Genomic DNA, 13,680 nt, shown 5'->3' with positions numbered 1-13,680 from the left:
TAAATAACCTCAAAAAAGCCGGTTACGATGTAATATACAAGGTCCATCCGGACAGGACTCGCGAGGTAGATGGGATCTTTGAGGAAAAAGCCGAGATAAGAAAGGGATACGTGGAAGATTGTTTAGATAGAGCGGATGCTTTCCTGTTCGGAAGTATAAGGACATCAGCGTTTGCCACCATTCTTTGCACTAATAAGCCTATAATAGCATTGAGGATGGAGAGCGATGAGCCGTTTAAACCTTCTTCGGAAAAAGCCATGGAATGTCTAAAAAAGAGATGTCGTTTTGTTAATGCCGGGTTTGACGAGCGGAATCGCATAATATTCGACGAAAGCGAACTTATAAGGGCGCTGTCGCGAAAGCCTGAGCCGCCGAATAATGAATTTATCGAAACTTATATGTTTCTGAAAAGGGCCAAATAGAAGGAGCTATGATGCCGAATATTTTTATTTCTACCACGTCTTTTGCAAAATATGATGACTCGCCCTTACGATTGCTAAAAGCTGGCGGATTTGACGTAACGCGTAATCCTTATGACCGCAAACTTACTGCTGAAGAGATTACAAAATTAGCAAAGGACGCAGAAGGTATTATCGCCGGAACCGAGTCTCTAACCGGCGAAGTTCTAAGAAAACTGAAGCATCTTAAGGTGATCTCCCGTTGCGGCGTTGGTTTGGATAACGTAGATCTTAAAGAAGCTGAATCTCTTGAGATAGAAGTTTTTAATACGCCCTTTGCTCCTACAAGTGCAGTAGCAGAATTGGCCGTTGGATTGATTCTAAATCTTCTAAGGAAGGTCACCCGAATGAATGCCGCCGTTAAGGATGGCATATGGGATAAACAAATGGGGAATCTTCTTCATGGCAAGAAAACGGGCATAATAGGTTTTGGCCGCATTGGGCAGAAAACAGGAGAATTGCTTTCCGCTTTTGGCGCGGAACTGGCTTATTGCGACAGAGAACCGAAGACATTTTCGATAGATTGCAAGCAAATGAAATTTAGAGATATTCTCGAGTGGGCAGATATTCTTACGCTCCATCTGGATGTTTCAAATACTTGTGGATATATGATAGGTGAGAAAGAGTTAAAAATGATGAAGAAAGGAAGCTGGCTCATAAATCTTTCCCGTGGGGGAGTTGTTGATGAACAGGCTCTTTTTGTAGCTATTAAAAGTGGTCACCTGCAAGGTGCAGCGCTTGATGTCTTTGAACGAGAGCCTTATAACGGACCGTTAATTGAACTCGATAATGTTATATTGACTCCGCATATCGGTTCCTATGCTAAAGAATCTAGAATAAGAATGGAGATAGAGGCAGCAGAAAATTTAATCAAAGCTTTTAAAGAACACCGCTCGCGCAAGGAAGGCCATGGCCAAAGATAATGTTATGTTCTTGTCCTATTTTATGGGCAGGAATACGCCGCTATACGGCGGCAAAAATAAGGTGAAAATAGTACCCGTAAGAGAAATAAAGAAGGGGGATACTTGCAATACTCTTTCCTTGAGATTTCCGAATCATGCTTCTACCCATATAGATCTCCCGTCACATTTTTTAAAAAAAGGCAAGACTCTTTCTGATTTTTCCGCGCCATTTTGGGTCTTTGATAATGTTCAGCTGCTTTCCGTGAAATTAGGTTCAAAGAAAGAAATTAATAAGTCCCGTTTAAAAAATTTAAACCAGCAAACAGATTTACTGCTGATTAAAACGAGCTTTGGGAAAAATAGGCCCAAGGCGGTATATTACAAAGATTATCCGTATTTCAGCCAAGAACTCGCGGGCTATTTAAAAAAGAGAATGCCGTCTTTGAGGGCGGTTGGTTTTGATTGTATTTCAATTTCCTCTCCGAAATATAGAAGAGAAGGGCGAAGAGCTCATCATGAATTCTTAAAGAGGGGAATAATTTTGATAGAGGACATGAAGCTGGGGGTATTGAAAAAGTCACCCGATCGCGTTATAGTTTCTCCGCTTTTAATAAAAGGTGCGGATGGTGTTCCGGCCACAGTGTTCGCGATAAGTTCCAGATAAGGGGTAAAAATGAAAAAGAACGGAGTAAGGAAATGAAAAATGTAATCGTATTTGGCGGCAGTGGTTTTTTAGGAAGTCACGTTGCCGATTGCCTCACCAGCGAAGGTTACGATGTAACTATCTATGATATTAAAGATAGCGCTTATCTAAAAAAAGGACAGAAACTTATAAAAGGTGATATAAGAGATGCAGGAAAAGTGGAAAAAGCGATTGCGGGCAAAGATATTGTATATAATTTTGCCGGGCTAGCTAATATAGATGAATCTGCACAAGAGCCCCTTGAGACAATTTACACTAACATAATCGGCAACGCTAATATCTTGGAAGGATGCCGAAAAAATAAAGTCGAAAGATTTATATTCGCGAGTACCATATACGTATATAGCGATTTAGGTTTGTTTTATCGCAGCAGTAAACAAGCCTGTGAGTTAATAATCGAAAATTATAATAAAAAATATGGCTTAAATTTTACCATCTTACGATACGGTTCTTTATATGGCCCAAGAGCCAATGATAAAAATTTTGTCCACGGGGCCATAAAAGAAGCATTGGAAAAGGCAAAGATTACCCGATCTGGCAGTGGCGAGGAATTACGAGAATATATCCACGTATATGACGCAGCTCAATTAAGCATAAAAATACTAGGAGAAGAATTTAAAAATCAATATGTTATTCTATCAGGCAATCAACAAATAAGGGTTAAGGATCTATTACTTATGATTAAGGAGATTCTTGGAAACAAGATTGAATTGGAGTTTGCAGATGCCAATTATGAGGAACATTATAATATGACACCTTATAATTTTTCGCCTAAACTTGCTAAAAAAATAACCGATTCTGCACATGTGGATTTAGGGCAGGGAATACTCGACCTTTTAAACAGCATGTACATTAAAAGTGGAGTGAAAGCATGAGATTTATAAGATTTTTAAAATCCAATTCTCAAGATATAGCCTATGGATGTGTTATAGATGATGTGGTTAGGTCTATTCAGGGGGACCCCTTTGGTAATTATACGGTAGGCGTAACTGTAGGAAATTTAAATGATATTAAGCTTCTCAGCCCCTGCCTTCCCAGCAAGATAATAGCCTTAGCTGCCAATTATAAAGGCGCTACCGGAGTTACGGAAAATATGAAAGAGCCGATCACCTTTATTAAACCGTCTACAAGCATAACCGGGCCTTACGAGGATATAATATGTCCCTTTAAAGATGTTAACGTATGGGGAGAGGCCGAGTTGGGCATAGTAGTAGGTAGAAGGCTAAAAAATGCATCGAGTAGAGAAGCCAAAGAAGCCATTTTTGGTTACCTCTGCGCTAATGATATAACTGCGGATAATACAGAGGGACGCGACCACCATTTAGTCAGGTCGAAGGGCGCTGACTCGTTCTGTCCTGTCGGCCCATGGATAGATACAGAATTCGATCCCAGAGACGCCAAGATAGAGGCTTTTCAAAATGGGAAGTTGATTCGTAGGGGTAATCTTAAAGACAGGATATGGAAAGATGATGATATAATCCAGTGGTTATCTCAATGGATGACTTTGGAGCAAGGCGATATCGTTCTTACCGGCACCCCTCCCCGGGTAGTAGAAAAAACATATTTAGAAGAAGGGGATATTTTTGAGGTCAAAATCGAGAAACTGGGAAGTTTGAAGAATAAATTTATTTTGAAGGGTAACGTATGATATGAATAAGGTAATTGTTTTTGATTTTGACGGTGTGATTTGTGACAGCACAGAGGAATGTTTGATTACCGGCTACAACGCCTGGCTAAAGTACCAGAACAAAATTGGTTTCGTAACAAAAACCGAGGATATCCCTTCGGATCTTACAAAATACTTTTGGTCATGGAGGGGGTTAGTGCGAACGGCAGGGCAATATTTCGTGATTTTCAAATCATATAAAAATTCTGAGTTAAATAGTGAATCTGAATTTGAGCAAAGATGTAAAAGGCATGCGAAAGAAATCGGTAAATATGAAGTATTATTTTTTGAAGCTAGGGAAAAATTAAAGAACACTGATGTTAATCATTGGATGGGCCTACATCGGCCGTATGGCGATATCGCACAGGATTTTAAAAAGATGCTGAGTATGGCAAACGTTTTTGTGGTTACAGGCAAAGACAAGAGTTCGGTAAGGACGTTTTTGAAACATAGCGGGATAGATTTTCCTCAGGCAAAAATTTATGACAAGAACGCGGCTCGCAATAAACTCGCAGCCTTAAAGAAGATCGCAAAAATTACTAAAAACGATTTAAAGGATATCATCTTTCTGGACGATAACATCAATCACCTCTTGGAGCCAAAGCAAAATGGCTGCAAGGCATATATGGCGGGGTGGGGATATCATTCAGAAGAACATTTACAATCGGCAAAAAAGAAAAAGATTCCTGTTGTAGCATTGGAAGATTGGGTAAAAAAGATATTGGGGAAGTATTAAAATGAAAGCTATTGTAACGGGAGGAGCGGGATTTATCGGTTCGCATCTCGTGCGGCGTCTTTTGAAAGAAGGATGGGATGTCCTGGTTCTTGATAATCTTTCTTCGGGCTATAGAGAAAATATCCCTGAAGGTGCCGAATTCCGCTTGGTTGATCTTTCCGAGGAAGATGGCGTTTCTCAATTGCCCGTAGATGGGGTGGATGTGATATTTCATTTGGCCTCGCATGTCGGCAATGACCTTTCATTTGATCGCCCAGTTTACAGTTTGAAATCGAATATTTTATCAACTATGTTTCTTTTGCAATGGGCGGTTCGTTATAAGGTTCCGCAGATCGTTTTTGCCAGCTCCGTAAACGTTTACGGAGAAATTACGAGCTTACCTGTCACGGAAAAACACCCAACGGATGCCATTTCTCCTTATGCGGTTGGGAAGCTGGCGTCAGAATCATTGTGCCGTATTTATGAGAAATTCGGGGTCCGCTCAACGTGCCTGCGGCTTTTCAATGTTTACGGTCCCGGGCAGGATTTGAATAATATGATGCAAGGGATGGCCAGTATTTATATGGCGTATGTTGCCCGAAAAGAACCCGTTCTTGTTAAAGGTTCTCTGGAGAGGTTCCGCGATCTGGTTTTCATTGAGGATGCCGTGGACGCGTTTTATCGTTGCCTCAACCCAAAAGCATACGGGAAAACTTATAATGTTTGCACGGGCAGAAAAACGTATGTCCGAAACCTTTTGTCTCTAATTATTAAAAGTTTTGGACATGATCCCGAGGAGTATCCGATTGTTAATGGCGCTCCAACGCGGCAAGATCAATTCGGTTTTTATGGTGATCTATCCTTGATTAAAAGAGACCTGGGATGGGAGCCGCGGGTAACGCTCGAGCAAGGGATTGATAGGATGGCAGAGTGGGTCAGGAAGATGAGGTGAGCCAGAATATTGTCGATCGATGGAAATTATTATTAAAAAAGGGAGGAGAATTATGCGCAATAATGTTAGGAATAAAATCAACATGTTTATTCAGCAATTCTTGCTTAAACTTGGGTATCGAGTCACAAGGATAGGGAAAAAGTCTAATCCCATTTCTTACTGGGAAGAAGATATTTTTTTCAGTGATAAGATGCAGAAAATTATCGGATATACACGTGTTGATAATGTCAGATGTTTCATGATTTATCAATTTGCGAAACAAGCCAATAATCTGTATGGCGATGTTGCTGAAGTTGGCGTTTACAAAGGCGGAACAGCGCGATTATTAGCTGAGATGTTTGAGAGCCAAAATAAAATCGTACATTTATTCGATACATTTTCCGGAATGCCCTCAACGGATCCTGACGTAGATATTCACAAAGAAGGTGCTATAAATGACACCTCATTAGAAAGTGTTAAATCCTATTTGAGCGAATACAGAAATGTCCGCTTATATCAGGGGATATTCCCCATGACAGCACCGAGACAAGATTTAAGTTTCTGCTTAGTGCATATTGATGTGGACATTTATAAATCAGCGCTAGATTGCTGCACATATTTTTATCCGCGTATGGTAAATAATGGTGTAATGATTTTTGACGATTATGGATTTTTGAATTGTCCCGGTGTTAAAAAAGCTGTTGATGCGTTCTTTTCCGACAAACCCGAAAAGCCGTTTTATTTACCTACCGGTCAATGTATCGTTATGCGGATTGCAACGGAAAAGGATTGAAATAAGAGATAACATAATAACTATATACTACACGGAACCGATAACAATAATAATCAAAATGTGGACCAAGATGTTGTTGATCGAAGAAGATTATTATTAACTAAAAAGAGAATGAAAATGAAAATAATAAAATTGTTTGAAACTGCTCACAACAGGGAAATTGATGAAATATTTCATCAGCTAAATATTAGTAATATAGGCCATGTTGTTTATTGGTATGATTTTTTTAAGATGACAAAAAGTATTTCAGGAGATATTGTAGAATGTGGCGTTGGCCGCGGAAGATCTCTTTTAATTTTATCAGCATTAAATTATCTTTTCGATAAAGTTGAGGGTGGGCAAAGAGATATTTACGGTTATGACAGTTTTGAAGGATTTCCCGAACCAACCATTGAAGATGAATCATATAGAAACCCGAAAAAAGGGGAATGGTCCCACTCGCCCAGCGGGAAATATAAATATACCGTTGATTTTATAGAAAGAGTTCTCTTTAATGGAGGCATACCAGCTGATAGAAGTTTTGATTTAAAACTTATAAAGGGATATTTCGACCACTCCTTGTTACATCATCCCAAAAATCCTATCGCTATTTTGCATATAGATGGTGATTTGTACCAATCCTACAAAGCAGTCCTAGAAAATTTGTTTGATCGCGTTAGTTCTGGCGGAGTTATAATATTTGATGATTTTTTAAGTTGTGAGGATGAAAAAAAACAGCGTTTTCCCGGTGCAAGACTTGCTGTAAAAGAATTTTTAAATGAAGAATATGATTCTATAAAGGTTAGTAACGCAGGTACTTATTATTATATTAAAAAATGAAGAGCAAGAGAGGAGGATGGCATGAAAATTGTTGTTGGAATTCCTGTCCGGATGGGCTCTACGCGCTTTCCGGGCAAACCGCTATGCAATATACTGGGCAAGCCAATGATTGAACATGTTTATAAGAGATCTAAACTTTCTGATAAAGCTACCGAGGTGTTTGCTGCCGCCTGTGATAAGGAGATAAAAGATGTTGTGGAAAATTTCGGCGGTAAGGTTTATATGACGCCGAAAGAGATCTCAAGGCCCTGTCTGCGGGTTGCAGAAGCGTGTAAACAGATGGATTTAGATGATGATGATGTCGTAGTTGTTGTTCAGGGTGACGAACCTATGGTGCATCCTAAAATGATCGACCTAGCAGTGGAAGCATTCCTCAAGGAAAAAGACGCATTATGTGTAAATTTAGCTGCAGATATGACCGAAGAAGAGTGGAATGATCCCAATGAAATTAAGGTTGTGACCGATCTGAATATGAATGCCATCTATATGTCCAGAAATCCGATTCCGAGCAATACCCGCAATCGAATCGGACCCAGAATTAAGCAGGTGTGCATAATGCCTTTTACTAAAAAGAGTCTATTGTATTATCAGAGCCTCCCTCCAACACCTCTGGAGATAGCCGAATCTATCGAGTTGCTTAGGGCACTTGAGCATGGGCAAAAAATTCATATAGTCAAGACCGATTTTATCAATAAATCTGTGGATACTGAGAGCGACCGAAAAGCTGTAGAAGAATTGATGAAGAAAGACGAAATTTATAAAAAATATGGATATTAATATGCCGAAAAACTTAGTTTACTTGTGCAAAGATCGCCTTGTCAGCATAGACCAGTTGTTACCGATTTTGATGGAGATTAAAGCGCTTTATCCGGAGACTAATCTTCTAATTGTTTTTTCAAAAGATAAACAGCTCAAACTTATCCAGACTAATTATATCCTCTGGGATTGTATTCAATCAATGAAGGCCCGTATTTATGTAATGCGTGCTAAAAATAAGCTGGTTACGGTAATCAGGCTAATAAAATTTATATCGCTGCTCTCCTTTAAAGATAACATTATTATGCGAGAGAAAGACACATTACCGCTTCATAATATCGTTATGAAAATCCTAAGAAAGCTATCAAAAATAAAGGAGGTAAAAATATATTTAGGCGTACAATCGGCTACCTTTTTTAGGAATGCTAATACACTTGCCGTGATATCGGGGGAAAGGAAAGGGAGATCCACTAAATCGCATTTCTTTGACGGGAACTACGATTATTTTCTTTCGTCATTGAGCCCCAAGCAACTCGAAGACGGTCTTAATGTCAAAGCCCCCAGAAACAAAATTATTACGACCGGTTATACCCGCAAATTACCCGTGTGGCAAAATTATATGGATGAAGCCATTAAACGAAACAAGATAATAAACAATGATACCTATTTCTTGTATATACTTACAAATACATACAAACGCTCTGCCACACTTGAAGAGCCGGAAATGATTGAATTGGTAGAGGAGTCATTGGATTCTTTAAAGAAATATAATAGTAGGATTAAAACAATATTCAAGCCCCATGCGCATACAGACATGACGAAAGTCAAGAATTTGCTCGATAGAATTAATTATTCAAATTATATAATCGACTACGCCCATCCTTTTATTTCATCCTCTAAAGCAAAGTTTGTTTTCGGAAACGTCTATTCTATTACGATGCTGGACGCATATTATCAAGGCAGGCCTATCGTAGAGTACTGCCAATACGACCCGGAACTTTTTGACAGAATCGGCAAACAGTCATACGGCGGCGAGAGGTATTGCGATTTTTTTATTTATCGAGATAAGAAAAAACTGGACGAGATTCTGGGTAAATTGATTAACAATGAAATAAAAGTAGAGCGGGATCCAAAATTTATGCAAGATAGCTTTCCGGAGACACCGCCGCAATTTTATGAATTTTTGCACAAGCAGTTTTCTTAAAGGAATTATTACGCAGAGAGAAAAATGAAAAATCTTATTTTGTACTTCAAGCAGTTTAAAAAGATCGTCGGCAATAAGATCTATTACCTTTTTGCCTCGATGCTTATTGTCGGCATTGTCGAGGGCATAGGAGTAACGCTATTTTTGCCTATATTGCAGAATGGCTTCGGCCAGGATAGGCTGTCACAGGTCCTCAAGACAACCTTTAGCTGTTTCAATTTAGTTTTTTCATTCAAACTGCTGCTTGTGCTTATAGTGACGTTTTTTGTTTTAAGGGCGGTTTTGATCATTTTTTACGAGAGGTATTTCGGCAGGATCATTTCAAACCTGATGGTGCAGCTCAGGCAGAGGATACTCAATAAGATATTTGCCGTAGATTACCTCTTCATCCTTAAAAAGGAAGTCGGATACCTCAATAACTTTATTATACGTGAAATAGCCTGCGTGATAGATGCCTTCAGGAACTTTGCAGATATTTCAAAATGTGTGATGTTTTCACTAATGTATATTACACTGTCGCTTTTGTTGAATTTTAAGGTGACTGCGATCGCCATATGCGCCGGGCCCGTTATTTTTATCTTTCTTAAGCGGATAAATCTCATGATAAGCGATATTTCGCGAAAGACGACTCTTTCGCATGGCAAGTACCACTCGCTCTTGATCCAGAGCCTCAGCAAGCTCAAGTATCTCAAGGCAACCGAATCGCAGCCGAAAATCTCCGATATCGCAGGGAAAGAGAGCGGTAATTTGGGTAATCTGAGGTTTCAGATGTTCTTTTTACAGGCGCTTGCGCGTAATCTGTTTGAACCGGTATTAGTCTTTGCGGTTGCCGCACTTTTATTTTATTACGTAATAGTCCTTAAGAGGAGCATAAACGAGGTCATGTTTTTGGTATTTTTATTTATACAGATATCCAGACAATTCCTGGATGCGCAGGCCAGTTACAGGAAATTTTTGACATCCATAGGCAGTATAGAGACATTCCACAAGTTTGAAGCGGAACTCGAGTTAAATAAAGAAGATCTGAATCCGGGCGGAGCGGCACCCGATTTCGAGAAAGAACTTTTATTCATGGATGTTACGATAATATTCCCCAGCGGCAAAAAAGCGCTCGATAAGGTGAACATAAATGTTAAACCGAAAAGTATAGTCGCTTTCGTCGGTCATTCCGGTTCGGGCAAATCGACGGTCGCAAACATCATTACGGGCATAATCAAGCCATCGACGGGCAGGGTGTCAATGGGAGTGACGGATTACAGAGAGATTGATATGAGAGCGTTGAGGGAAGGCATAGGATACGTTACGCAGGAAGACATAATTTTCAGTGCCTCGATCGAAGACAATATCTCGCTGTGGAACGGCGGCGCGGATGAAAGCAGGCTTAGAAAAGCCATAGAGGTAGCGCATATAACCCGCTTCGTAAATGACCTGCCCGATAAACAAAATACAATGCTGGGCGACAACGGCCTTGACATATCCGGCGGCCAGAGACAGAGGATAACCATAGCGCGCGAGTTATACAAAGATGCCAAACTTCTAATACTTGACGAGGCCACGAGCTCGTTGGATAGTAAGTCAGAGAAGCAGATTTACGAAAACCTGAAAGAGTTTAAAGGCCAAAAGACGCTTGTAGTAATAGCGCATCGGCTTTCTACGATAAAGAATGCCGATTACATATATGTCCTGGAAGACGGCAGAGTTGTGGAAGAGGGCACTTACAGCGATCTATATGAGAAGAAGGGCCAGTTCCAGGGCATGATAGAGGAGCAGAAGCTGGTATAGGATAATGAAATGAAAATAAAAAGGTTGCGTTCAATACCTATATCTTGCTATAATATGACTACAAATACGAATAATTAGGAGGTGCGTGTTGAGTATCAAGAAGGAAACAAAGACAACATTAATAAAGGAATATGAAGCGCATGCTACGGATACGGGGTCCCCGTCGGTTCAGATAGCCATCATCACGGAAAGGATCAACAATCTTACGGGGCACTTTAAGCTCCATAAGAAAGATCATAATTCCAGGAGAGGCCTTCTGAAACTCGTTAGCAAGCGGCGCAGGCTCTTAGATTATCTTAAGAAGCATGATGCCCCGAAGTACAAAGCCATAATAGATAAATTAGAGCTGCGTAAATAACGTAACTACACGGTAGCGGAGGTTTAAACCTCCGCTACTACAAAGGGAGTAAAAATGTCTAAGAAATTTGAATTAGAATTAGGCGGTAAACGCCTTATTATAGAGACGGGCAGGCTCGCGAAGCAGGCTGACGGCGCAGTTACTATGCGGCTTGGAGATACGCTTTTGCTCACAACTGCGGTCTGCTCCAAAAATCCACGCGCCGGAGTTGATTTTCTCCCGTTGACGGTAGAATACCAGGAAAAGACGTATGCTTCCGGAAGGATACCCGGCGGATTTTTTAAGCGCGAGGGCCGGCCGACCGAAAAAGAGATATTGACAGCCAGATTAATAGACAGGCCAATACGCCCTTTATTCGACGATGGTTTTACGAATGAACTTCAGATCATGAGTATGGTGTTGTCATCCGATGCCGAAAATGATTCCGATGTCTTGGCGGTAACCAGCGCTTCGGCGGCGCTATCTATTTCTGACATACCTTTTAACGGACCGATAGCGGCTGTCAGGGTCGGCATGATCGACAATAAGTTTGTCCTGAATCCCACCTTTGAGGAGCTTAATTCAAGCACGCTGGACTTGGTAGTGACCGGTAACGGTGATAAAGTCATAATGGTAGAGGCCGGAGTACACGAGCTCGCGGAAGACATTGTCCTTGAGGGCATTAAATTTTCCCTGAAATACATCAAAGATCTCGTGGAACTGCAGAAGAAGATGATGAAGGAAGTGGGCCAGAAAAAGAGAAAAATAGATCTTTTGACAATAGATCCCGCAGTGGAAGAAAAGGTAAAAGAAGCTTCTCTGAATAAAATAAAGGACCTGGTAAATATCCCTGTCAAGGAAAAGAGAGAAGAGGCCCTTGATTCTATAAAAAAAGAAGTGCTGGAGAAACTTGTCACAGAAGAAACCGGCTACACCGAGCTTCAGGTCAAGCTTGCTCTTGTCAAGCTCGAGAAAGAGATCGTGCGAAAGGCCATGCTTGAAGGCGACCGAAGAGTGGACGGCAGAAATAAGGCAGAAATAAGGCCGATAACATGTGAAGTGGGATTACTTCCCAGGACGCACGGCTCAGGCCTTTTTACACGCGGCCAGACGCAGAGTCTTGCGGTTACCACGCTTGGCACGAGCGCGGACGAACAGACCATAGAATCCTTAGAAGGCGAGAGTTCCAAGAGCTTTATGCTGCATTACAATTTCCCTCCGTTCAGCGTGGGTGAGGTAAAACCCGTAAGAGGCCCGGGCAGGCGCGAGATAGGACACGGCGCGCTTGCGGAGAGAGCGCTTAAGCCGGTGATGCCGTCCAAAGATAAATTCCCATACACGGTCAGGTTAGTTTCTGACATACTTGAGTCTAACGGATCAAGCAGTATGGCCACTGTGTGCGCAGGGACATTGGCGCTGATGGATGCCGGAGTTCCGATAACCAAATCCGTTGCCGGCGTAGCGATGGGGCTGGTAGAGGAAGGAAATAAACACATAATACTTACGGATATAGGCGGACTCGAGGACCATTTCGGCGACATGGACCTTAAAGTTGCGGGAACCAGAGATGGCATAACAGCGGTGCAGCTCGACCTCAAGATCGACGGAATAAACATTGAGATGATAAAAAACGCCATGGCCCAGGCGTATAAGGCGCGCATGGAAATACTTGAAAAGATTGACGCCGCTATTGGGAAACCGAGAGAGGACATATCCTCTTTTGCGCCCCGCATAAAGACGATCAAGATACCGGTCGAAAAGATAAAAGATGTCATCGGCTCCGGCGGCAAAGTCATCCGCAAGATAATAGAAGACACGGGCGCGACCATTGATGTAGAGGATGACGGAACGATTCAAGTAGCCTCTGCGGACGGAGAAGCCCTGCAGAAGGCGCTTGATATCATAGCCAGTATCACCGCAGAGCCGGAGATCGGAAAGATATACATGGGCAAGGTGAAGCGCGTTATGGAGTTCGGCGCGTTTTGTGAGATCATGCCGGGCAAAGAAGGCCTGTGCCACGTTTCCGAATTGTCGGATCATTTTATAAAAGACGCCAGCAAGGAAATCAAGGTAGGTGACGAATTTCTTGTTAAGCTGGTAGAAAAAGACGAAAAGGGCAGACTAAATCTGAGCCGTAAAAAAGCGCTTAAAAGCGAAGCGGATAGTGATAAAAGTAAAGGTTAAACAAGACGCGAACGCTAGGGACCTGCCGTTGCCGCATTACGCGACGAATGGCTCAAGCGGCATGGATATATACGCTGCAGTAGACGGCGAAGCGGTTATCAGCCCGGGCGATATAAAACTTATCTCTGCCGGCTTTTATCTCGCCATACCGCCCGGATATGAAGCCCAGATACGGCCAAGAAGCGGTTTGGCGCTCAAGCACGGCATATCCATAGTCAACTCACCAGGCACGATTGACTCCGATTATAGAGGCCTTGTTTCGATAATCATTACGAATCTCGGCAGAGATCCTTATACCATAAAGCGCGGCGACAGGATTGCGCAAATGGTCTTCAAAGAATCAATACGCGCCCAAATGGAACTCTCAGACGAATTGAGTGATACGGCCCGTTCACACGGCGGATTCGGCCACACGGGCGCAAGGTAGAAA

The 13,680-nt window shown here is 41.7% G+C and carries 15 protein-coding genes; all 15 read left to right on the top strand.

Annotated features, from left to right (window positions below):
* Nucleotides 1–422, top strand: a 422-nt coding sequence (locus KKI13_07950) for a hypothetical protein (GenBank protein MBU4488974.1), incomplete at its 5' end; no start/stop codon positions are given.
* Nucleotides 423–433: 11 nt separating this feature from the next.
* The gene (locus KKI13_07945) at nucleotides 434–1,381 is read left to right on the top strand and encodes a phosphoglycerate dehydrogenase (protein MBU4488973.1); all 948 of its coding nucleotides are present in this window, start codon (nucleotides 434–436) and stop codon (nucleotides 1,379–1,381) included.
* Nucleotides 1,368–2,024: a cyclase family protein gene (locus tag KKI13_07940; GenBank protein MBU4488972.1), complete on the top strand. Its 657-nt coding sequence runs from the start codon at nucleotides 1,368–1,370 to the stop codon at nucleotides 2,022–2,024. Before KKI13_07945 ends, KKI13_07940 begins: the two co-directional genes overlap by 14 nt.
* A gap of 32 nt (nucleotides 2,025–2,056) precedes the next feature.
* Nucleotides 2,057–2,938 (top strand): NAD(P)-dependent oxidoreductase, encoded by an 882-nt coding sequence (locus KKI13_07935; GenBank protein MBU4488971.1) that lies wholly within the window; start codon nucleotides 2,057–2,059, stop codon nucleotides 2,936–2,938.
* Nucleotides 2,935–3,711: a fumarylacetoacetate hydrolase family protein gene (locus tag KKI13_07930; GenBank protein ID MBU4488970.1), complete on the top strand. Its 777-nt coding sequence runs from the start codon at nucleotides 2,935–2,937 to the stop codon at nucleotides 3,709–3,711. Before KKI13_07935 ends, KKI13_07930 begins: the two co-directional genes overlap by 4 nt.
* A gap of 1 nt (nucleotide 3,712) precedes the next feature.
* Nucleotides 3,713–4,465 carry an HAD hydrolase-like protein gene (locus tag KKI13_07925; GenBank protein MBU4488969.1) on the top strand — a complete coding sequence of 251 codons (753 nt, stop codon included), beginning with the start codon at nucleotides 3,713–3,715 and terminating at the stop codon, nucleotides 4,463–4,465.
* Between the two features lies 1 nt (nucleotide 4,466).
* The gene (locus tag KKI13_07920) at nucleotides 4,467–5,396 is read left to right on the top strand and encodes an NAD-dependent epimerase/dehydratase family protein (protein ID MBU4488968.1); all 930 of its coding nucleotides are present in this window, start codon (nucleotides 4,467–4,469) and stop codon (nucleotides 5,394–5,396) included.
* Between the two features lie 52 nt (nucleotides 5,397–5,448).
* Complete coding sequence (locus KKI13_07915; GenBank protein MBU4488967.1) at nucleotides 5,449–6,168, top strand: TylF/MycF family methyltransferase; 720 nt, start codon at nucleotides 5,449–5,451, stop codon at nucleotides 6,166–6,168.
* A gap of 117 nt (nucleotides 6,169–6,285) precedes the next feature.
* The gene (locus KKI13_07910; GenBank protein MBU4488966.1) at nucleotides 6,286–6,987 is read left to right on the top strand and encodes a TylF/MycF family methyltransferase; all 702 of its coding nucleotides are present in this window, start codon (nucleotides 6,286–6,288) and stop codon (nucleotides 6,985–6,987) included.
* A gap of 21 nt (nucleotides 6,988–7,008) precedes the next feature.
* A complete protein-coding gene (locus KKI13_07905; protein ID MBU4488965.1) occupies nucleotides 7,009–7,764 on the top strand; it encodes a 3-deoxy-manno-octulosonate cytidylyltransferase in 756 nt (251 codons plus the stop codon).
* Nucleotide 7,765: 1 nt separating this feature from the next.
* Nucleotides 7,766–8,947: a hypothetical protein gene (locus KKI13_07900; protein MBU4488964.1), complete on the top strand. Its 1,182-nt coding sequence runs from the start codon at nucleotides 7,766–7,768 to the stop codon at nucleotides 8,945–8,947.
* Between the two features lie 24 nt (nucleotides 8,948–8,971).
* Nucleotides 8,972–10,729, top strand: a complete 1,758-nt coding sequence (locus tag KKI13_07895) for an ABC transporter ATP-binding protein/permease (protein ID MBU4488963.1) — start codon at nucleotides 8,972–8,974, stop codon at nucleotides 10,727–10,729.
* Between the two features lie 88 nt (nucleotides 10,730–10,817).
* On the top strand, nucleotides 10,818–11,087 hold the full coding sequence (gene rpsO, locus KKI13_07890) for a 30S ribosomal protein S15 (GenBank protein ID MBU4488962.1): 270 nt from the start codon (nucleotides 10,818–10,820) through the stop codon (nucleotides 11,085–11,087).
* A gap of 54 nt (nucleotides 11,088–11,141) precedes the next feature.
* Nucleotides 11,142–13,250, top strand: a complete 2,109-nt coding sequence (gene pnp, locus KKI13_07885; GenBank protein MBU4488961.1) for a polyribonucleotide nucleotidyltransferase — start codon at nucleotides 11,142–11,144, stop codon at nucleotides 13,248–13,250.
* Nucleotides 13,228–13,677, top strand: coding sequence for a dUTP diphosphatase (dut, locus tag KKI13_07880; GenBank protein ID MBU4488960.1), 450 nt, complete (start codon nucleotides 13,228–13,230; stop codon nucleotides 13,675–13,677). The genes pnp and dut overlap by 23 nt, the downstream gene beginning before the upstream one ends.
* The last annotated feature ends 3 nt before the right edge of the window (nucleotides 13,678–13,680 follow it).

The organism is Candidatus Omnitrophota bacterium (assembly GCA_018894435.1).
GTDB lineage: Bacteria > Omnitrophota > Gorgyraeia > JAHIPI01 > JAHIPI01 > JAHIPI01.
Note: the sequence above shows the minus strand (reverse complement) of the source record. Positions and strands in the feature narration are given on the sequence as shown.